This is a genomic window from Mycobacterium sp. 1165196.3 (assembly GCF_001673415.1).
In the GTDB taxonomy this organism is placed as follows: domain Bacteria; phylum Actinomycetota; class Actinomycetes; order Mycobacteriales; family Mycobacteriaceae; genus Mycobacterium; species Mycobacterium europaeum_A.
The window spans coordinates 17,765-39,948 of the sequence record NZ_LZLU01000180.1 but is presented as its reverse complement, the minus strand read 5'-3'; the positions used below and the strand labels follow the sequence as shown (position 1 = coordinate 39,948).

At 69.3% G+C, this 22,184-nt stretch carries 12 protein-coding genes; 4 read left to right on the top strand and 8 right to left on the bottom strand.

The annotated features are described in order from the left end of the window. Positions 1–57: 57 nt before the first annotated feature. From A5659_RS19135 to A5659_RS19120, 4 genes are read right to left on the bottom strand one after another with little or no spacing between them, the layout of a single operon-like run. The gene (locus A5659_RS19135; RefSeq protein WP_067183435.1) at positions 58–765 is read right to left on the bottom strand and encodes a hypothetical protein; all 708 of its coding nucleotides are present in this window, start codon (positions 763–765) and stop codon (positions 58–60) included. A gap of 41 nt (positions 766–806) precedes the next feature. After that, positions 807–1,646: a transglutaminase family protein gene (locus A5659_RS19130; protein WP_066881391.1), complete on the bottom strand. Its 840-nt coding sequence runs from the start codon at positions 1,644–1,646 to the stop codon at positions 807–809. Next, positions 1,646–2,623, bottom strand: a complete 978-nt coding sequence (locus A5659_RS19125; RefSeq protein ID WP_067020772.1) for an alpha-E domain-containing protein — start codon at positions 2,621–2,623, stop codon at positions 1,646–1,648. Before A5659_RS19125 ends, A5659_RS19130 begins: the two co-directional genes overlap by 1 nt. Next, positions 2,610–4,298 carry a circularly permuted type 2 ATP-grasp protein gene (locus A5659_RS19120; RefSeq protein ID WP_067183432.1) on the bottom strand — a complete coding sequence of 563 codons (1,689 nt, stop codon included), beginning with the start codon at positions 4,296–4,298 and terminating at the stop codon, positions 2,610–2,612. The genes A5659_RS19125 and A5659_RS19120 overlap by 14 nt, the downstream gene beginning before the upstream one ends. 144 nt (positions 4,299–4,442) lie before the next feature. Between A5659_RS19120 and rpsT the strand changes: the two genes are divergently transcribed. Continuing rightward, positions 4,443–4,703, top strand: a complete 261-nt coding sequence (gene rpsT, locus A5659_RS19115) for a 30S ribosomal protein S20 (protein ID WP_066862701.1) — start codon at positions 4,443–4,445, stop codon at positions 4,701–4,703. A gap of 27 nt (positions 4,704–4,730) precedes the next feature. Here the strand turns inward: rpsT and holA are convergent, their stop codons facing one another. The 3 genes from holA to A5659_RS19100 form a co-directional block, all read right to left on the bottom strand. Further along, entirely contained in the window at positions 4,731–5,699 is a 969-nt protein-coding gene (holA, locus tag A5659_RS19110; RefSeq protein WP_067183429.1) for a DNA polymerase III subunit delta, read from the bottom strand. 62 nt (positions 5,700–5,761) lie between these two features. Beyond that, entirely contained in the window at positions 5,762–7,258 is a 1,497-nt protein-coding gene (locus tag A5659_RS19105; protein WP_067183425.1) for a ComEC/Rec2 family competence protein, read from the bottom strand. Positions 7,259–7,308: 50 nt separating this feature from the next. Then, positions 7,309–8,172: a ComEA family DNA-binding protein gene (locus tag A5659_RS19100; protein ID WP_066880995.1), complete on the bottom strand. Its 864-nt coding sequence runs from the start codon at positions 8,170–8,172 to the stop codon at positions 7,309–7,311. 189 nt (positions 8,173–8,361) lie between these two features. Between A5659_RS19100 and A5659_RS19095 the strand changes: the two genes are divergently transcribed. The 3 genes from A5659_RS19095 to A5659_RS19085 are packed head-to-tail and all read left to right on the top strand — an operon-like array spanning position 8,362 to position 11,062. Next, entirely contained in the window at positions 8,362–9,522 is a 1,161-nt protein-coding gene (locus A5659_RS19095; protein ID WP_066867129.1) for an acyl-CoA dehydrogenase family protein, read from the top strand. Positions 9,523–9,529: 7 nt separating this feature from the next. After that, the gene (locus A5659_RS19090; protein WP_067183422.1) at positions 9,530–10,636 is read left to right on the top strand and encodes an acyl-CoA dehydrogenase family protein; all 1,107 of its coding nucleotides are present in this window, start codon (positions 9,530–9,532) and stop codon (positions 10,634–10,636) included. Positions 10,637–10,639: 3 nt separating this feature from the next. Next, a complete protein-coding gene (locus A5659_RS19085) occupies positions 10,640–11,062 on the top strand; it encodes a PPOX class F420-dependent oxidoreductase (protein ID WP_067183418.1) in 423 nt (140 codons plus the stop codon). Between the two features lie 2 nt (positions 11,063–11,064). Here A5659_RS19085 and A5659_RS19080 read toward each other — a convergent pair whose 3' ends face one another. Then, the gene (locus A5659_RS19080) at positions 11,065–22,104 is read right to left on the bottom strand and encodes a type I polyketide synthase (protein ID WP_067183414.1); all 11,040 of its coding nucleotides are present in this window, start codon (positions 22,102–22,104) and stop codon (positions 11,065–11,067) included. Positions 22,105–22,184 lie beyond the last annotated feature (80 nt).

Genomic DNA, 22,184 nt, shown 5'->3' with positions numbered 1-22,184 from the left:
CCACGGCCATCCTCGCCGAATTGGCGACGGCGGTGCTGATCTGGCCGGCGCTGGGCGTCATCCTGCCGATCGCCCGGGTGCTGGCGCTGACCTGGCTGATGGTGGCTGGCGTTGCCCTAACCCATGCGGCGCAACGAGATTCGGCCGCCGGGCGATCGGCAGGATGACGCCCAGCGCCGGCCAGATCAGCACCGCCGTCGCCAATTCGGCGAGGATGGCCGTGGCCAGACCGAGCCGCGCGACCGGTCCGGGCATCAACGCGCGGGTGAGGCCGGGCACCGCGATCCCGCCGACCAGCAGGCCCAGCGCCACGATGTGCCCCGGGCCGCCGGTGAGAAAGACCAACAAGTAGAGCGCCCGGACCACCGCCGCGTTCGCGGCGACATCCGGTATCGACAACGCCCAACCCAGCAACCCCGCCAGGCCGAGCGCACCGGCGGCCAAGACGCCGCCACTCAACGTGACCGCGCCGGATCCGGCCCCGAGTCGGCTCAGCCGGGCGCCGGCGCTTGCCCCGTAGATCGCCAGCGGCACCGAGGACGCGAACGTCGCAACGGCGATGATGCGCACGGCGGTCGGCTGGGCGCGAACGTAGGCGGTGACGGCGCCCGCCGGGCCGTAGGGCAACGGCATGACGCCGCCCACCGCGACGCCGATGGCGATGCCGCCGACGAGCAGCGCGATGCAGAGCAGGGCCAGCGCCGCCAGGGGCGAGCCGGGCCGGCTCTTATCGCGGCGCGGCGCGCCTTCGGCCGGATCGTTCATTCCTGCAACGGTATCCCTGCGGCGACGAACCCCGCCCCGGGCTAGGCCAGCCGGGTCACCTCGACGATCACGTCGAGGTCGGTGGCGCCCTCCCCGGAGTAGATGCCCTTCAGCGGGGAGACGTCGGCGTAGTCGCGGCCCACGCCCACGCCGACGTACTGCTCGGTGATCTCGGTGTCGTTGGTGGGGTCATAGCTCCACCAGGCACCCGTCCACGCCTCAATCCAGGCGTGGCTTCGGCCGTCGACGGTGTCGCCGACGACGGCGTCGCGCCTGGGGTGCAGGTAGCCCGAGACGTAGTGCGCCGGAATCCCCATGCTGCGCAACAACATCAGCGACAAATGCACGAAGTCCTGGCACACGCCCTTGCCCGCTTTGAGCGCGTCCAGGCCGGACGAGTGCACGCTGGTGGTGCCCGGCAGGTATTCCAGTTCTTCGCGCACCCAATTGGCCGCGGCTACAACGGCTTCGGCCGGCTTGTGGGTCTTGCTGATCTTCTTACCGACCGACGCCACCCGCTTGCTGGCCGGGGCGTGCTGGGTGGGGCGAAGCAGGTCGTCGTAGCGATCGATCACGGCCTCGGACTGGAGGTCGCTCCAGCCCGCCTCCGCCGAGAGTGGCTCGGCCCGCTCGGTTTCCACGACCGACGTCGACATCACCGTGAGATCGGTGTGCGGGGCGTGCAGGTCGAACGCGGTGACCGCGGTGCCCCAGTAATCGATGTAGCGGTAGGACCGGGTCGCCGGGATGGTTTCGACACGGTTGAGGATGACGTTTTGCCGGCTGTTCGACCGCGGGGTCAACCGGGCCTCGTTGTAGGAGGCGGTCACCGGGGATTGGTAGGCGTACCCGGTGGTGTGCACCACCCGCAGTCGCCACATCAGCCGTCCCCTTTCCTGCTGACCAGCCGAGCGCGCTGGCCCGCATCCGACCAGGCCACCCAGGGCGTGACGTGGAAGTACTGCAGCGCCAACGCCTCTCCGACGTCGTGGCAGGTGCGCTGCAGCCCCGCCAGGCGGCTCTCCAACGACTCCAGCAGCACGCCGGGCTGCACGAATTCCAATTCGCTGCGGGCCTGCCCGAGCAGTCGCTGCGCCTCGGCGGTGGCCCCGATCCGGCTCTGCCGGTTGTGGACCAGCTCGTCGAGATTGTGTTCGGCCAGCCGCAGCGAATAGAACACCGAACGCGGAAACAGCCTGTCCAACAACATGAATTCGACCACCCGACCGGCGTCCAGCACACCTCGATAGGTGCGCAGATAGGTGTCGTGCGCCCCCGCCGAACGCAACAGCGTCACCCACGCCGGGGACGAGGCGCTGTCGCCGACCCGCGACAACAACAGCCGCACCGTCATGTCGACCCGTTCGATGGCCCGGCCCAGCACCATGAACCGGTAGCCGTCGTCGCGGGACAGCGTCGAGTCGGCCAGGCCGGCGAACATCGCCGCCCGCCGCTCGATGAACGACAGAAAGTCGTGCGGCCCAAGGCGTTTGGCGGCCCGCTCACGTTCGGGCAGGGCGTGGTAGGTGGTGTTGAGGCATTCCCAGATCTCGCTGGAGGTCACCTCGCGCGCCGACTTGGCGTTCTCGCGCGCCGAGGTGATGGCATCGACGATCGAGCAGCCGCCCTGGGTGTTGGTGCTGTAGGCCACCAGATCGGTCAGCGACCACACGTCCAGGTCGTGCTTCGGCGGGTCGATCCCGAGCACCCGCAGCAGCAGCCGCGACGCCTGGTCGGGGTCGACGCTGGAATCCTCGAGCAACTGGTGCAGCGCCACGTCCAGGATGCGCGCGGTGTCGTCGGCGCGTTCGACATAGCGGCCGATCCAGTAGAGCGACTCGGCGTTACGTGCCAACATCGTGCACCGCCCTTTGCTGTTGTTGTTGCTCGAGCTGCTCGCGCTGGGGCAGTTCGGTGGGCTGCGCCTGCTGAGACGTCACCCGCGGGGCGTCGTCGAGCATCGGGTCCGGCATCGAGGTGGGCAACGAGCGCACCACCTCCGCCGCCTCGAGCTCGTGATCGCCGGCCGACGCCCGCGACGCCAGCACCCAGGTGTCCTTGGAGCCGCCGCCCTGACTGGAGTTGACCACCCGCGACCCCTCGACCAGCGCCACCCGGCTCAGCCCGCCGGGCAGCACCCACACGTCGTTGCCGTCGTTGACCGCGAACGGCCGCAGGTCGACGTAGCGCGGCGCCAGGGTGTTGCCGATCTGGGTCGGCACCGTCGACAGCTCCATCATCGGCTGCGCGATCCAGCTCCGCGGATCGTCGCGCACCTTCTTGGCGACGGCCGCCAACTCTTTCTCCGAGGCCTCCGGCCCGAACACGATGCCGTAGCCGCCCGACCCCTCCACCGGCTTGAGCACCAGCTCGTCGATGCGGTCCAGCACCTCTTCGCGCTCGTCGTCGAGCCAGCAGCGCAGCGTCTCCACGTTGGCCAGCAGCGGCTTCTCCCCGAGGTAGTACTCGATCATCGTGGGCACATAGGTGTAGACGAGTTTGTCGTCGCCGACGCCGTTGCCGATCGCGCTGGAGATGGACACGTTGCCCGCACGGGCGGCGTTGACCAGCCCCGCCACCCCCAGCACCGAATCGGCGCGGAACTGCAGCGGATCCAGGAAGGCGTCGTCGATGCGCCGATAGATGACGTCGACCTGGCGCTCCCCCTCGGTGGTGCGCATGTACACCTGGTTGTCGCGGCAGAACAGGTCGCGGCCCTCGACCAGCTCGACCCCCATCTGGCGGGCCAGCAGCGAATGCTCGAAATAGGCCGAGTTGTAGACGCCCGGGGTCAGCACCACCACCGTCGGGTCGGCCTCGTTGGTGGCCGCGGAGTTGCGCAGCGCCCGCAGCAGGTGCGAGGCGTAGTCATCGACCGCGCGCACCCGGTGGCTGGCGAACAGGTTGGGGAACACGCGCGCCATGGTGCGCCGGTTCTCCATGACATAGGACACACCCGACGGCGACCGCAGGTTGTCCTCGAGGACCCGCCAGGTGCCCTTGTCGTCGCGGATCAGGTCGATGCCGGCGACGTGGATCCGCACGCCGTTGGGCGGGACGATGCCCATCGCCTGGCGGTGGAAGTGCTCGCACGACGTGATCAGCCGGCGCGGGATCACCCCGTCGTTCAATATTTCCTGGTCACCGTAGATGTCGTCCAGGTACAGCTCGAGCGCCTTGACGCGCTGGGTGATGCCGCGCTCCAGGCGCGTCCACTCGGCGGCCGAGATGACCCGCGGCACCAGATCCAGCGGAAACGGCCGCTCCTGGCCCGATAACGAGAAGGTGATGCCCTGGTCGAGGAAGGCGCGGGACAGCGCTTCGGCGCGGGCTTTGAGCTCCGAGGCATCCGACGGCGCGAGCTCGGCGTAGATGCCCTTATACGGGCCGCGCACGTTGCCCTGGGCATCGAACATCTCGTCGAACGCCATGTCGTAGGCGTCGGAGGCCACGTTGTATCCGTCGAAGATGCGCTCAGAGCGCGCAGCGCGAAAACCCCGCTTGGTGTGGTCAAGCTGGTTGGTAAGACTCACTGTTCAGATGCTGCCTCAAGTCGACGTTCTGGCAGCCCACGTGTTCCCGTTTTGGGAGAAAACGTAACTCACTGATAACCTGGGCAATCGCTGTGGTGATATCCGGCGCCCCACAATACGTCTAATCGAAGAAGGAACTCCCGCGTGGCCAACATCAAGTCGCAGCAGAAGCGCAACAAGACGAACGAGCGCGCTCGCCTGCGCAACAAGTCGGTGAAGTCGTCGCTGCGTACCGCTGTCCGCGCGTTCCGCGAGGCGGCCCACGCCGGCGACAAGGAGAAGGCCGCCGAGTTGCTGGTGTCGACCAACCGCAAGCTGGACAAGGCCGCCAGCAAGGGCGTGATCCACAAGAACCAGGCGGCGAACAAGAAGTCGGCCCTGGCGCAGGTCCTCAACAAGATCTAAGGCTTTTACTCAGCCGACGCGCCCCCTCTACTGGCCGCGCTGGGCGGCTAGCTCGGCGACCTGCCTGACCGCGGATTCCAGGGCGTAGTCGGCGTCCACCACCGCTCCCTTCACGTTCGCGTTGAGCGTGGCCACCACCTTCATCGCGGTCGCCACAGAGTCACGCGACCAACGCCGCGCCTGCTTCTGCGCCTTCTGCACCCGCCAGGGCGGCATCCCGAGCTGAGACGCCAGCCGGTAGGGGTCCCCCGACAGTGGGCCGACCCGGCCGATCGTGTGGATCGCCTCGGCCAGCGCGTCCGCCAGCACCACCAGCGGCTCACCGCGCATCATCGCCCACCGCAACGCCTCGGCGGCCCCTTCGATGTCACCGGTCACCGCCTTATCCGCGATGTCGAAGCCCTTCACCTCGGCCTTGCCGCTGTGATAGCGGCGGACCGCGTCGGCGTCGACCACCCCGCCGGTGTCGGCGACCAACTGGAAGCAGGCCGAGGCCAACTCCCGCAGGTCGGAACCGACCGAATCCAGCAGTGCGGTCACCGTCTGGTCGTCGGCCTTGACCCGCAGGCCGCGAAACTCCTTGCGGACAAAATCGACGCGCTCGCTCAGTTTGGTGATCCGCGCGCACGAATGCACCACGGCGCCAAGGGATTGCAGCTCGGTGGCCAGCGCCTTGGCGCGCCCGCCGCCCGAGTGCACCACGACCAGCACCACGCCGGTCGGCATGTCGCTCGCGGCCGAAACGATCACCGCGGCAGCGTCTTTGCCCGCTTCGCCGGCGGCCTCCAGCACGACGATGCGCTCGTCGGCGAACAGCGACGGACTCAGCAGCTCGGCGAGCTCATAGGTGCTGACGTCGCCCGCCCGCATCCGGTTGACCGGCACGTCGTCGGTGCCGGCTCGTTTGCGCGCCGACCGCAGCACGTCGGACACCGCCCGCTCGACCAGCAGTTCCTCGTCTCCCAGGACCAGGTGCAACGGCGAAATCTCGGTCACCCCACGATGGTGTCACGCCCCACCGACCGCGCCGCTCGGGGATCGACGGCGCGACGCCCCGCCTACCCCAACCCGGACAGCGCCCACGCCAGCCCGACCAGCGCCCCGACCCCCGCCGCGACGCGAAACAGTCGCCACCGCCACAGCACCACCGCCAGCACCGCGACGCCGCCGACGATCAGGGTGCCGGGCATCCCCTCGGGGACCGGCACCGTGGCGCCGGGCATGTTGGCCGCCGCGTGGGCCACGCCGTCCACCCACCACAACTCCGGGCCGGTGAACCGGATCAGCAGCCGCGCGGCGGCCGGCCATATCGCGCAGAGCGCGGCCGCCGCGGTGCCCAGCACCGTGATCGGGGCGATCACACCGGCCACCGCGAGGTTCGCCAGGGCGGCAACCACGCTGAATCGCCCGGAGATCGCCGCCACCAGCGGCGCGGTCACCAGCTGCGCGGCCCACGCGACGGCGACTGCATCGGCCAGCGGCTTGGGCCATCCCTTGGCGACCAGGCGCCGCGACCAGACCGGCGCGACGACGATCAGCGCCGCGGTGGCGAGCACCGACAGCGCGAACCCCACGTCCACGGCCAGCGCGGGGGCGACCGCCAGCAACACCAGCACGGTGGCGGCGAGGGCCGGAATGGCTTGCCGCCGACGCGAAGTCAGCATGCCCGTCAGCGCGATGGCACCCATCACCGCCGCCCGCACCACACTCGCCGTCGGCTGCACGACGATGACGAAGGCCACCAGCGCCAGCGCGGCAAGCGCGACGGCCGACCGCGGGCCGATCAGCCGGGCCGAGAACAGCACGGCCGCACACACGATCGTCACGTTGGCCCCCGACACGGCCATCAGGTGCGTCATGCCGGCCGCACGAAAGTCGCGGCTGGTGTCACTTGGCACCGCCGAGGTGTCGCCGAGCACCAGCGCGGGCAGCATCGCCGCCTGCTCGCCGGGCAGCGTGGCGCGGACCGCGGCGGCAAAGCGGCTGCGCACGCCGTGCGCGGCCGACTGCACTGCGCTCGCGGTGCCCATGGCCGGCGGGCCCGACGCATTGAGCACCGCGACGGTCAGGTCCCGGCGGGTCGGCCGGGTGATCCGCGCGGTGAACCGCACCGGCTGGCCCACCGTCACGGCGGCGAAGTCCGAGGCGCGCGCGAAAACCACGACGCGGCCTGACATTTCGGCGTCGCGCAGGCGTTGCAGGGTCGCCCGAAACATCAGCCGGCTGCTGCCCAGCGACACCGGGCTCTCGGTGGGGGTGACGGTAGCCGGGGCGCTGGTGCCGAAGGCCGCGGTGATCGGGTGGTGAGCGGCCGCGTCGGCGCGCAGCGCGATCGCGAAGCCGTAGCCCGCTCCCACCACACCCACGGCGGCCAGGCCGGCGCTGATCGTGCGGAGCCGGGCCACGCGGCCGGGCCGGCGCGCCGCGCGCCATGCCAGCGCACCGGCGGCGACGGTCAGCGCGACGCAGCACCAGGCGAAGATCCGCCCGGCCGACCACCAGATCCCGCCGGCCGTCACCGCCCAGCAGGTCAGCGCGGCCGGCACCAGGCGCACATCGACATGCCCCGACGGTGATCCACCTAGCCCGGGAGGCAGCACCGGGGTCAGACACGGACCAGCGCGCGCAGCTTCTCCAGCCGCGCCGGCCCGATGCCCTCGACATCGGCGAGCTGGTCGACGCTGGTGAATTTGCCGTTGGCCTGCCGCCACGCCACGATCGCGGCGGCGGTGACCGGCCCAACGCCGGGCAGAGCGTCGAGTTCCGCGACGGTCGCGGTGTTCAGGTCGACCGCCTGGCCCGGCTTCGGCTTGACCGATCCCGACCCGGGCGCCGGCGCCTTGGAGGTCGGCGTCGTTGCGGTGGCGACCGAACTGCCCAGGGCCGTCGGCTGGCCCGGAACGGGAGCGAGGCCGACCACGATCTGTTCGCCGTCACCGACCGGTCGGGCCATGTTCAGTCCGATGGTGTCGGCGCCGTTCACCGCGCCGCCGGCGGCCTGCAGCGCATCGGCGATGCGCGACCCCGGCGCCAGCGTCACCAAACCCGGCGTGTGCACCAAGCCGACGACGCTGACCACCACCGGACGGTCGGGGCTTGCGGGTGGCGCCGCACCCGGGCTGGCCGACGACCTGGCGGTGGACACCTTCTCCACCGGTGGCAGCTTGGCTGACATCACCGGCGCCGGCCGGTCGCGCAACAAGGTGAAAACGGTGACCAGCACCGCCAGCGCCGCCACGATCGCCAACCCGATGGCGCCGGCGCGGCCGGGGTCGGCGCGCACCCTGGCCACCCAGCCGCGGTCCTGCGAGGCGTCGGGAAGCCAGCGCGGCAACAGTGAATTCTGGTCGTCGTCCGGGGCGTCCTGCGTCGAGGCCGACCCGGCGTCCGCGGGCTCGGCGGCGCCATCGGTCTCCGGTTCGGCGTTGAGCCGCCGGTGCAGGCGCTCCGCCGGAAGTTCTGTTCGCATGGGCCGACAGTAGGTCCGCGGACCGTCACACCGGCACCGCTCAACGTCTATCTGTGGATTAACCCGAGGCTGTGCACGGGGCCCGCGAGGGATGGGTCAAGATGGAAGTCGAGCGAACGACCAGCACCGCCAGAAAACAGCTCGGGGCGCTGCGTCGTCACGGTCACCCCGAAACGACAGGAGGCTGCCATGCAACTGGCGCTCACGCCCGAGGAAGCCGCGTTCCGCGACGAACTCCGCACCATCTATACGACTAAGATTCCCGAGGAGCTGCGCGAGCGGGTACGCCGCGGCTCGGCCGAAGTGAACCACGACGACATCGTCACCAGCCACAAGATCCTGCACGAGCACGGCCTGGCAGTACCGAACTGGCCGGTGGAATGGGGCGGCAAGGACTGGACCCCGACCCAGCACCAGATCTGGGCCGACGAGATGCAGCTGGCGTGCGTCCCCGAGCCGCTGAACTTCAACACCAAGATGGTGGGCCCGGTGATCGCCGAATTCGGTTCGGAGGAAGTCAAACAACGCTTCCTGCCCCCGACCGCCAGCCTCGACATCTGGTGGTGCCAGGGCTTCTCCGAGCCCGAGGCGGGGTCGGATCTGGCCTCGCTGCGCACCACCGCGGTGCGGGACGGCGACGACTACGTGGTCAACGGCCAAAAGACCTGGACCACGCTCGGCCAGTACGCGGACTGGATCTTCTGCCTGGTCCGCACCGACCCGCAAGCGCCCAAGCGGCAGGCCGGCATCTCCTTTTTGCTCTTCGACATGAAGACGCCGGGCATCACCCTGCGACCCATCAAGACGATCGACGGCGGCCACGAAATCAACGAGGTCTTCTTCGAAGACGTCCGGGTTCCCGCCAATCAGCTTGTCGGAGAAGAGAATCAGGGCTGGACGTACGCTAAATTCCTGCTCGGCAACGAGCGCACCGGCATCGCCGGGGTGGGACGGACCAAGGTGCGCCTCGCCGAGGTGAAGAAACACGCCAAGGCCACCGGAGTGCTGGGCGACCCGCTGTTCGCGGCGCGGCTGGCCGAGGCCGAAAACGAGCTGCTGGCACTGGAACTCACCCAGTCGCGGGTCGTCACCGACTCCGCGGACGGGCAGCCCAATCCGGCCTCGTCGGTGCTCAAACTGCGCGGCAGCCAATTGCAGCAGGTGGCCACCGAACTGCTCGTCGAGGTGGCCGGGCCAGACGCGCTGCCGGCCAACGGCGAAGACATCGCCTCGCCGGACTGGGCCCAACACAGTGCGCCGCACTACCTCAACTACCGCAAGACGTCGATCTACGGCGGCAGCAGCGAGGTGCAGCGCAACATCATCGCGTCGACGATTCTGGGATTGTGAGGCAGTCATGGACTTTCAGCTGAGCGACGAGCAGGCCCTGCTCCGCGACACCACGCGCGACCTGCTGTCGCGCACCTACGACCCGGAAAGCCGCAACAAGATCATCGGCTCCGATCTCGGCTGGAGCCGCGAGGTCTGGAGCCAGCTCGCCGACACCGGCATCCTCGGCCTCGGTTTCGATCCGGACGAGTCCGGCCAGATCGAGATCATGGTGGTGCTCAACGAGGTCGGGCGCCGCCTCGCCCCCGAACCGGTACTGCACGCCGCGCTGGGACCCGGTGCGCTGATCGCCGAGCTGGGCACCGACGCGCAGAAGGAACTGCTCGACGAGGTCGCGGGCGGGCAGCGGCTGCTGGCGTTCGCCCACCTCGAGCCGGGGCAGCGCGATCCGTCCGCCGAGTTGAGCACCAAGGCTGCGCAACAAGGTGATTCGTGGACCTTGAGCGGTCGGAAGAACCCGGTGCTGGCCGGGGACGCCGCCGACACCCTGGTGGTCAGCGCCGCCTTGCCGAGCGGCGGCGCCGGCCTGTTCCTAATCGATGCGGCATCGGTCACCAGGCACCCGTTCCGGACGTTCGACGGACAGCGCGGCGCCCAGATCGACCTGGACTCCACTGCCGCCGAACCCCTCGGCGAGGCGGTCGACGCATCGGGCGCGATCCGCGACGCCATTGTGCGCATCCAGTCGGCGTTGTGCGCCGAAGCGCTGGGCGCCATGGAGGAATCGCTGCGCCTGACCACTGATTACCTGAAGACCCGCAAGCAGTTCGGCGTCACGCTCAACAAATTCCAGGCGCTCACGCAACGCGCGGCCGACATGTACGTCTCGCTGGAACTGGCCCGCAGCATGACCCTGTACGCGGCCATGTCGATCGCTGACGGCAACATCGACCCGGTGATCGCCTCGCGCGCCAAGCTGCAGGTCGGCCGTTCGGGCCGGCACATCGCGCAGGAGTCGGTCCAGATGCACGGCGGCATCGGGGTGACCGCGGAATACCCGGTCAGCCACTATGCCGCCCGGCTCACCGCGATCGAGCACACGCTGGGCACCTCGGGTGAGCACCTGCACAACCTGATCGACCACCTCGGCGACTACGACCTGGCCCGCCTCTAACGCATGGCCGAGCTGACCGAAAAGGTCATCGAGTTCCTCTCGACCGGCACCCGTACCGGGATGCTGGGCTACGTCGCCGCCGATGGCAGGCCGCTGGTCGCCCCGGTGTGGTTCGTCGTCGATGACGGGCAGTTGGCGTTCAACACCGGTCGCGACACGTCGAAAGGCCGTGCCCTGGCCCGCGATCCGCGAGTGGTGATCTGCGTCGACGACCCTCATCCGCCGTATTCGTTCGTCCAGGTGCAGGGCGTGGCCACGGTCAGCGAGGACTCGCAGGACGTGCTGGACGTCGCGACCCGCACCGGGGGCCGCTACATGGGCGCCGACCGCGCCGACGAATTCGGCAGGCGCAACGCCGTTCCCGGCGAATTAGTGGTGCGGCTGCGTCCGACCAAGGTCATCACCGGGTTCGACATCAGCGCCTGACATCATTGCGGCTCCTGCGCCGCAACCGGTTCCGGCTGGCCCGGCTCGGTGTCCGCGTCGGGCAGCTGACCCACGAGGTATTCGGCCAGGCCTCCGATGGTCGGATAGTCGAACACCGCAGTCGCGTTGATCGTGAACTTACCGCCGAACTGACTGTGCAGCCGGTTGCGCAGCTCGATCGCCATCAACGAATCCGTCCCCAGGTCCAGGAACCGGCTGCTCGCCGCCGGCGGTGAGGCGAGCCGCAGGAAGTTCTGCACCTCTCGTTGCAGGAATTCGGTCACGAAACCGGCGCGCTGTGGCACCGGAATCTCCATGAGCTGCTTGAGCAACTCGCTGTCACCGGTCACCTCTCCGACCGCACTGGGCAACACCACGTCGAGGATCGGTGGTCGCGAACTGCCCAGCACCTTCGCGGCGCGCTGCCAGTTGGCCTTGAGGACGGTGGCCTGGCCGGTTCCGTTCGCGACGACCTCGGCGAGGGCACCCAGGGCCGCCGACGGTTCCAGCGGAATCAGGCCCTGCGCACTGATGTTGGCGGTCGCGGCCTCCGAGGAGGCCATGCCGCCCTGGGCCCAGGGACCGAAGTTGACGCCGGTGGCCGGCAGGCCCTGCGCCCTGCGCTGTGCGACCAGGCCGTCGAGCAGCGCGTTGGCGGTCGCGTAGTTGGACTGACCGGGCGAACCGAACACGCTCGACACCGACGAGGACACGATGAAGAAGTCGAGCTCGTCGTCTCGGGTCAACCTGTCCAGGTGGCATGCGCCGAATGCCTTGGGCGCCAACGTTGTCTGGAACCGTTCCAGGCTCTGCTGGGACAGCAGCGCATCATCGAGCACGCCGGCCAGATGGGCCACGCCGGCCAACGGTGGCAGCTCCGCGCGGATGCGCGCCAGCAGCGCGGCAACCTCGGACTCGTTGCCGACGTCGGCGGTGAAGACATGGATGCGGCACTTGTAGCGCTCGGTCATCTCCTCGATCAACCGTTGCGCGTCCGCACCCGGCTCCCGTCGGCTGGTCAGCACGATGTCACCGGCACCGAGCTGCGCCAGATACGACGCCGTGTGCAGACCGATGGCTCCCAGTCCACCGGTGATCAGGTAGCTCCGATCCGCCCGCGGCTGCAGCGGATTGGGTATCTGCACCACGATCTTGCCGATGTGCCGCGCTTGCTGCATGCGGCGGAACGCGGCCCGCGCCTCGGTCAGGGGGTAGATCTCGGCCGGCAGCGGTGTCCAGTCCCCGTCGGCCAATCCCTGTGACACCTCGGTCAGCAAGCCCCGAATGCGTTCGGGCTCTTGGAAGGTCACCGTGTCCAGCGCCACGATCTCGTAGGCGATGTCGGGACGGGCCTGCGCCATCTGCTCGGGTGTCCAGATGTCGCGCTTGGCGATCTCGGCGAAGCGGCCGTTCTGGGCGGTCGCCCGCACGGTCGCTTCGAGGAACCCCTCGCTGGTCAGGCTGTTGAGCACCACGTCGACGCCGGCACCGTCGGTGTCGGCGAGGATCTGGTCGGCGAAATCCGTTGTGCGCGAGTCATAGACGTACTCCACACCCAGCTTGCGCAGCGTCGCGCGCTTGAAGGTGCTGGCGGTGGCGAAGACGGTGGCACCGCACTGCTGAGCCATCTGGATGGCCGCCAGGCCGACACCGCCGCTGGCGGCGTGGATGAGCACACGGTCGCCGGGCTTCAGCTGTGCCCAGTCGAACGCGAGCCGAACCGTCAGCGCCGCAGCGGGAATGGTGGCCGCCTCGACCGCACTGACGCCGTCGGGGATCGGCGCGAGCAGCTGGGCGGGCACGTTGAACCGGCTGGAGAACGCCCCCTGCATGAAGCCGTAGACGCGCTGACCGACCTCGAGCCCGGTGACGCCGGCGCCCAATTGCGTGACGACGCCGGCGAAATCACCGCCGATGGGTCCCGGGTCGCCCGGATAGAGGCCGAGGACGTTGAGCACGTCGCGGAAGTTGAGGCCCGAGGCCTCCACCCGGACCTGCACATAGCCCTCGCCCGGAGGTGCGACGTCCACTTCCGTGAGTCGCAGGTTGTCGATCGCGCCGCGCTCGGTGGGCGCCAGGACGTAGTCGCCCGCACGCGGCACCGTGAGATGACCGCTGCGCGCCCACGGCAGCAACCGGGATGCCAGCAGCTTTCCTTGTCGCACCGCCAGTTCCGGTTCGTCCACCGGGGTGGCCAACAGGTTGGCCAGCGCGTGCACGGCCTCCGGTGATCCGTCGCAATCGATCAACTTGGCGCGTAGCGCCGGTTCCTCGTTGATCGTGGTGCGCCCCAGCCCCCACAGCGCCGCCTGCACCGGGTCGACCGGCTCGCCGGATTCGCATGCCACGGCCCGCTCGGTGACGATCCACAGTCCCCCAGGCAAATTCACGCCGCCGCCCTGCACCGCGTGCACGGCGCTGAGCAGATTGGCGATCTCGGTCTCGAGGCGCGCCGCCCCATTGGTCGAGTCGGCGCCACCTTCGCCCGCGTTGGGCGCTTCGCCGCGCCAGACGACGCCGGCGAACGGCAGCCCCCGCTCGGCGGCCTGAGTCAGCACCTGCCCCAACGGCTGCGGATCTGCGCTCCGGTCGAACGGGATGCAGCCCGGCACCTTGGCGGCCAGTTCGTCGAATCCGGCGATCAACCAGGTGCCGCCGATCTCTGCGGCTTCTTCGGCCGGCGGCGCCGGCACCTCGTGCCAGCCGAGGGTGTACAGCAGCCGAGTGGCATCGCCGCCGAGGCCGCGCAGCAACGCCTCGCGCGGTGCGCGTTTCACCGTGAACTCGCGAATCCCGCCCAGCCGGCGGCCGTCCCGGTCGACGAAATCGAGGTCGAATACCTGGGTCTCGCTGTTGAGTTCGCTGGTGTGCCACCTCGCACGGCAGTAGAACCGCCGCGGCATCTTCTCCCGCAACATCACTTGCCCGTAGCGCAGCGGCAGGAACAGATCGTTGACGCCCTGTTCGGCGGCGAGCAGCGCCGGGAAGGCTGGGAAGGCGACCCCGGTGCACAGGTCCATCAGCACCGGGTGCATCGGCTCGCTGCCGAGTTGTTCGGCGAGTTCGGCACCGACGAGGATGTCGCCGACCGCCTCGCCGTCACCGAGCCACAGTGACTTCAGGGAACCGGACCAGGTCGGTCCCCAGGCCAGCTCCAAGTCGGCGAAGGTCTCGAACAACTCCTGTGGACGCATGCGGTTCAGCCGCTCGAGCGCTTCGTCGATCGGATCACCGTCGTCGGACACCGGCTCGTCGGTGACGTCGTCCGCGCCGGCGACCACGGTGCCTTCGGCGTTCAACGACCACTCGGCGCCGCGTTCCCCGTAGGGACGGCTGTGCACCTGGAAGGTGAATTCGCGACCTGCCTGCACCGGGTGCAAGGTCAGCTGTACCTCGCGAGAACTCTTCTCCGGCAAGATGATCGGCTCGTAGAAGAAGACGTCCTTCGCCCGTGCCGGAGTGCCGACCGCGGCCAACGCCATCGCCGCGTAGGTTGCGCCGGGCACCACGACCGTGCCGTAGATGACGTGATCGGATAGCCACGGCTGCGATTTGACGGACAACCTGCTGGTGTAGACGGAGTCGCCCGAGGCGAGGTCCTTCGCGCTGCCCAGGATGCCCGAAGACGGGCCGGCCCCTCCGACGACGGCGGTGCCGGATGTCTTGGGCCAGAACCGGCGGCGCTGGAACGGATAGGTGGGCAGTTCGATGCTGCGACGTCGCTGACCATGCAGCGCAGCGAAATCCGGACGATGGCCGCCGACGTAGGCCGCGGCCAGCGCGTCGGCGATCTGGCGCCGATCGCCGACGCCCTTACGCAGCGAGACGATCGCCCGCGGTGCGGTCAGGTGCTCCGGCCAGACCTGCACCGCGGCACCGGTCAGCACCGGTTGCGGACCGATCTCCATCAACACCGAGCAGCCCAGCGCCGCCGCGGTGCGCACGCTTTCGGCGAACTGCACCGGCTGGCGGGAATGGCGCCGCCAGTACGCGGCGTCGAGCGGGGTTTGGCCCGTCAGCACGGCCCCGGTGCGGTTGCAGATCAACGGCATCGTCGGGGCGGCGAACTCCAATTGCGCTGCGTAGGACTCGAATTCGTCGAGCACCGGATCCAACAGCTCGGAGTGGAAGGCATGGCTGGTCTGCAGCCACGTGCAGCGGATCGCCTCGTCGCCGAACTTGGCGACGATCTGTTCGAGGTCCTCACCCGGACCCGACAGCACCGTATTCGGTCCGTTGTACGCGCCGACCGACACTCGCGGGAATCCGCCGGCGACCTCCTCGACGTGCTTGGCGTCGGCGAATACCGCCACCATCCGTCCGCCCTCGGGCAGGCTGCCGAACATCCGGCCGCGCTCGGCCATCAGCCGGGCGCCGTCCTCGAGCCTGAACACCCCGGCCACGCAGGCCGCCGCGTACTGGCCGACGCTGTGCCCGAGCACCACATCGGGTTCGATCCCCCACGACTGCCACAGCCGGGCCAGGCCCATTTCGACGGCGAACAGCGCCGGCTGGGCAAACGACGTGTGCCGCAGCCTCTCTCCGGCTTTGCCCCCCGTTTCGCGATCGGTGGCGAACAGCACCTCCAGCAAGGGATGCGGCAGGATGTCACGGACCGCGTCCGCGCACCGCGTCACCGTTTCGGCGAAAACCGGTTCGGTGTCGAACAACTCACGCGCCATCCCCGGGTACTGGCTGCCCTGGCCGGTGAACAACCATGCCGTCATCGGGTGGTGTGTGTGTTCGCCACGCACAACGCCGGGCCGCAGGCGGTTCTCGGCCAATTCGGCCAGGGCGTCGCGCGCGCTCTCGAGCGAGTCCACCACCAGGGCGGCGCGGTGTTCGAAGTGTGACCGGCCCGTTCCGGCGGTGAGGCATACCTCGGTGAGGTCCGCATCCGGGTGGGCGGCCAGCCACGCCTCGTAACGCTGCGCCAACGCCACCAGCGCTTCGGGTGACCGCGCGGACAGCGCGAGCACCGTGGCGCCCTGAGCGTGCGACGCCGAGTCCGCGGCGGCGTCGTCGGCGGGGTTCGGGTCGGCGGATACGGCGCGCGCCGGTGCCTCCTCCACCAGGACGTGCGCGTTGGTTCCGGTGAACCCGAACGAGCTCACGCCCGCGCGCCGCGGCCTGCCGTTGGGCTGCCACGGCATCGTCTTGTCGACCACCCGCACGGGCAGCGAGTCCCACGGAATGTGCGGCGACGGCTGCTCGAAGTGCAGGCTCGGCGGCAGGACCTCGTGCTGCAGCGACAGCACGACTTTGATCAGACCGGCTGCGCCCGAAGCGGATTCGGTGTGACCGATGTTGGTCTTCACCGAGCCCATCAGCAGCGGCCGGTCGGCGTCGCGCGAGGCGCCGTAGGCGGCGGCCGCGGCCTGCACCTCGATCGGATCACCCAGCGGGGTGCCCGTCCCGTGCGCCTCGAGGTAGTCGACGTCCCCGCCGGCCAGACCCGCACGAGCCAGCGCCGTCCCGATGAGCCGTTGCTGCGCACCACCATTGGGCACAGTCAAACCGCTGGACGCGCCGTCCTGGTTGACCGCGCTGCTGGTGATCACCGCGCAGATCCGGTCGCCGTCGCGCTCCGCGTCGCTCAACCTCTTCAGTACGAGGATTCCGCAGCCCTCGCTGCGCACGTAACCGTCGGCGGAGGCGTCGAACGTCTTGCATCGGCCCACCGGGGAAAGCATCCGCGCGCGGGAGGCCGCGATGACCGTCACAGGACTCAGCAGGACGTTCACTCCGCCGGCCAGCGCCATGTCGCAGTCGCCGGACCGCAACGCCTGGCAGGCCTGATGGACGGCCACCAGCGCCGAACTGCATGCGGTGTCGATCGCCACCGCCGGTCCCTCGAGTCCCAGCGCGAAGGCGACCCGACCGGAGATGGCGTTGAGCGCATTGCCGGTGATGAAGTGCGGTTCGATCTTGTCGATCGACTCCGATGACAGCAGATGCGCGTATTCGTTGGCCGCCACACCGGTGAAGACTCCGGTTCGGCTGCCGCGCAATGCGGCCGGCGAGTACCCGGCGCGTTCCAGGCCCTCCCACGCCGTTTCGAGCATCAGCCGCTGCTGCGGCTCGATCCAGACGGCCTCGCGGGGCGAGATGCCGAAGAATTCGGGATCGAATCCGTCGATTTCGTCCAGGAATCCGCCGAACCGGGTGTAGGTCTTGCCTGGGGCGTCCGGATCCGGGTCGTAGAACTCGTCGATGTCGAATCGGTCCTCCGGGACCTCCCGGATCGCGTCGACCCCTTCGGACAGCACCTGCCAGAACGCTTCCGGGTCGGGCGCGCCGGGGAAACGGCAGGACACCGCGACGATCGCGATCGGTTCGTCCGTGCGGGTCGTCACCACCGTTGCCGGCTGGGACCGCGTTTTCGAGGACGTTTGATCGCGGAGCTCGAGCACGTCGCCGAGCAGGTAGTCGGCCACGTCGGACAGCCGTGGGTGATCCATCGCCAGGGTGGCCGGGACCTGCTTACCCACCCCTTCCTCGATGCGCCGACGCAATTCGACCGCCATCAACGAATCCATGCCGAGATCGAAAAACCCTGCGTCCTCGCGGATCTCGGCGGCGTCGACGCGGGTCACCTCCGCGACCGCATCACGCAGATAATCGGTCAACAGTTTCTTGCGCTGCTGTACCGGAGCGGCCGTGAGCCGGTCGAACAACGGGGTGTTCCCGGCCGGCGTCGCTGCGGGCACCGCAGCGGGCACCTCGCGCTCCAGCTCCGCCAGGAACGCCCGCCGACCCGCTTGCTGGTAGAGCGGCAAGAAGCGGGTCCAGTCGATTCGGGCCACTACTCCGTGGGCAGCGCCCCGCGCCGAGGCGGCCGCCGCCACATCGGACAACCCCGCAAGCGCATCGGCCGGTGCCAGCGTACGGATCCCGCGCTGATCCAGTCGCGCACGAGATTCCGCGTCGGCCATACCGGCCGCCCACGGCCCGAAGTTGACGCTCACGCCGAGGATGCCCTGTTCGCGCAGCCGCCACGCCAGCCCGTCCAGGAAGGCGTTCGCCGCGCCGTAGGCGCTCTGGCCGAATCCACCCCACACCGAGGCGATCGAGGACGTGCTGAGGAAGAAGTCGAGCTTCAGGTCCGTCGCCGCCTCGCTCAAATGCCAGGCGCCCCAGACTTTTCCGGCGAAGACGCGATCGACCTCGGCATCGTCCAAGGCGCTCAGGGGCGTGGTACCGATCTCCCCCGCGGCATGGACGATGCCGGCCAACGGCGGCAACTCGGCCTGCACGCCCGCCAGCAGGCGTGCGACGTCGTGCGCGTCGGCGACATCGGCTGCCACGACCCGGATTTGGCAGCCGTGCGCCTCACCGAGTGCGTCGATGCGCTGTCGGACCGCATCGGTCGGCGCGCGCCGACCGGTTAACACCAGATGCCCGGCGCCGTTGGCGGCCAGGTGCCCGGCGATCTCCAGCCCGATCGCACCCAGCCCGCCGGTCACCAAATACGTTGCGTCATTGCGCAATTGCAGCGACGTGCCACTCGGGGTCTCGGTGCGCCGAACCAACCGGGGAACGTAGACCGCCCGATCACGCAGCGCGAGCTGGTCTTCCCTGATCGCCGCGTCGTCCGCGGGGGCGATCCGGTCGATGAGCCCAGACCATTCGTCGGCGGTCCCCGCTGACAAGTCCGCGAGTCCGCCCCATACCTGCGGCAGCTCCAGCGATGCGGCGCGACTGAAGCCCCACAGGCTGCTCTGGTGCGGCGCCACCGTGTCCGTATCGGTGACGCGCTGCGCGCCGCGCGTCACGACCCAGATGGGGCTGCGCAACTGCGCGGCGACCGCGGCACGAAACAGCCGCCGTGTCCCGCCGAGGATCCGGTGCTGCATCCGCAACAGTGAGCGCATCGACGGCGTGGTCCCCGCCTCCAGGGCCGCGGCATGCACGACGCGAAGCGTCGAATCGTCCGCGGCGGCGGCGCGAAACACGCCCACGAGGTGTTCCTCGTCCGCGTCGGACACCGGCAACCCGATGACCTCGAATCGGTGGTTGCGTGCGGTCAGCGCGTCGACCAACGGCTGGACCGCGTCGGTACCGTCGGCGACGATGACCCACCGCGACTCCCCGCCCACGTCTGCCGGTGACGGCTCGGCGGTCGATGTGTCCCAGCGGATCTCGTAGCGGTCGTTCTCGATGGACCGGGTGGTGCGCTGTTGATTGTGTTGTGCCGCAAGCTTGGTGAGCACCTGTAGGGTCTGATGATCGCCGCTCGCGCCGTCGAGCAGCGTCGCGAGTTCCTCGATCCGGCCGTCCTCGAGAAGGCGGACCGCTTCGGTGCGCGGCCCACCGACGTCGCGGCGTTGGTCGGGGCGCTCGCGGTCGTCGCGGAACCAGTACTGACGCCGCTCAAAGGGATAGGTGGGCAGGTCCAGCTTGCGTGCGTGCGCCTGCCCGAAGGCCGCGAAGTCGGGCAGGTGGCCCAGGACATACGCGTCGGCAACCGCTTCGGTGATCTGCCGGTGGTCGGCGGTGTTACGGCGCAGCGACGTGATCGCCCGCGGTGCGGTGGCCGGGTCGGGCCATGCGCTCAGGGCCGAGGCGGTGAGCACCGGTCGTGGGCCGATCTCGAGCAATACCTTGCAGCTCAGCTCGGCGAGGGTGCGCACGCTCTTGGCGAATTCCACCGGCTGGCGCGCGTGACGGCGCCAGTAAGCGCCATCGAGCTTCACGCTGCGGCCCAGCGCCGCTCCGGTGCGGTTGTCGATCAGGATTCGTTGCGGCGCTTTGAAGTCGAACCGCCCCGCATACGATTCGAATTCGTCGAGGATCGGGTCCAGCAGCGCCGAGTGGAACGCGTGGCTGGTGTCCAGCCAGTCACACCGAACACCGTCGGCCGACACTGCGGCCACCGCCCGCTCCAGGTCCGCCACCGGACCGGACAACACGGTGTTGGCGCCGTTGTAGGCGGCCACCGACAGGCTGGGGAACTCGTCGGTGAGTCGCTCGACCCGCTCGGCGGCGGTGAAGACCGCGACCATCCGGCCACCCGAAGGCAGGCTGCCGAACAGACGACCGCGTTCGGCCATCAGCAGGGCACCGTCCTCGAGACTGAACACGCGCGCCACGCAGGCCGCCGAATACTGGCCGACGCTGTGGCCCAGCACCACGTCGGGCTCGAAGCCCCACGACTGCCAAAGCCGGGCCAGGCCCATCTCCACCGCGAACAGTCCGGGTTGCGCGTAGGACGTTTGCTGCAGCGTCGCTTCGCCGTCCTGGCCGTCCGCATCGAAAACAACGTCCAGCAAAGGCCTTTGGAGAACGTCGGCAACCGCGGCGGCGCACCGATTCAGCGTCTCGGCAAACACCGGCTCGCTGTCGAACAACTCTCGAGCCATGCCGGGGTATTGGCTGCCCTGACCGGTGAACAGCCACGCGGTCTTCGGTGGCTCCTGCGATTCTCCGCGGAACAACCCCGGTGCCGGGCGGTCGTCCGCCAGAGCGCCGAGTAGTTCCAGCGCGGATTCTCGCGAGTTGACCACCAGCGCGGCCCGCTGCTCCAGGTGTGCCCGACCCGCCCCGGCGGTGAAGCACACGTCCGCGAGGGTGGCCTCGGGGTGCGCGCTCAACCAGCTGCGGTAGTCGGCCGCGAGCCGCGCCAACGCGGCGGGCGTTCGCGCCGAAAGCGGGAGGATGCTGAACCGGCGGTGCCCGGAATGCTCGACCGGAAGCGGTGCCGGGGAAACGGGTTCCGTTTGCTCGGGAGCTTCGGAGAGAATGACGTGAGCGTTGGTGCCGGCGAAGCCGAACGAGCTGATGCCGGCAATGCGCGGCTCTCCGTTGCGTTCCCAGGCGGTGGGCTGCTCGACGACCTGCACCGCGAGCCGGTCCCAGGGGATGTGGGGCGAGGGGTTCTCGAAGTGGAGGTGTTGCGGGATCAGTTCGTTCTCGAGCGAGAGGATGACCTTGATCACCCCGGCGATGCCCGCGGCCGCTTCCAGGTGTCCGATGTTCGTCTTCACCGAACCCATCAGCAGCGGCCGGGAGGGTTCGCGCCCGGCGCCGAGCACCGCGCCCGCGGCCTGCGCTTCGATGGGGTCACCCAGCGACGTCCCGGTGCCGTGCGCTTCCAGGTATCCGACGTCGCGTGGTTCGAGGTCGGCCCGCTTGAGCGCATCGGCGATAACCCTTTGCTGGGCAACGCCATTGGGTACGGTCAGGCCACCCGAGGCGCCGTCCTGGTTGATCGCACTGCCGCGGATCACGGCGCGGATCCGATCGCCGTCGCGGATCGCGTCCTCCAGGCGCTTGATCACGATGACGCCGCAGCCCTCGCCGCGCACGTAGCCGTCCGCGGCCGCATCGAATGTCTTGCACCGGCCGTCAGGGGCGAGCATGTGCGCGCTGGAGAACGTGATCATGGTCGCCGGGGTGAGCAGCACGTTCGCGCCGCCGGCCAGCGCCAGGTCGCATTCCCCGAGGCGCAGCGCCTGGCACGCCTGATGGATCGCCACCAGCGACGAGCTGCACGCCGTGTCGACGGCGACGGCCGGACCCTGCAGTCCCAGCCGATAGCTGATCCGGCCGGCGGCCGCGGCGTTCGAGGTCCCGATGGCCATGTAGGCCTCGATTTCGGGGTACGTCAGCTCGTCGGATGCCATTCCCAGGTAGTCGTGCGTCGCCAAACCGACGAAGACCCCGGTGTTGGTCTCAGCCAGATCGGTTGGCGCAGTGCCTGAATGCTCGACCGCGCGCCATGCCGTTTCCAGCAGGATGCGGTGCTGCGGGTCCATCAGCCTGACCTCGCGGGTCGACATGCCGAAGAACGGCGCGTCGAATCCCGTTACGTCGTCGACGAAGCCGGCACGACGGGTGACGACCTTACCGGGCGCCCCCGGTTCGGGGTCGAAGAATTCGTCGACGTCCCAGCGGTCTTGCGGCACTTCGGATATCGCGTCGCGGCCGTGCTGCAACAGATCCCAGAACTCGTCGGCATCGGCGGCTCCGGGGAATCGCGCCGCGTAACCGATGATCGCAAAGCCCGATGCCGGCTTGCCCAGACCTTCGACGGATGCCATGCGCTTGTCCTCTCCTGGCCGGTCACGATCGATCCCCACGGGACGCCGGTTGCGCTCGGAAGATCTTTTCCGGAGGCCGG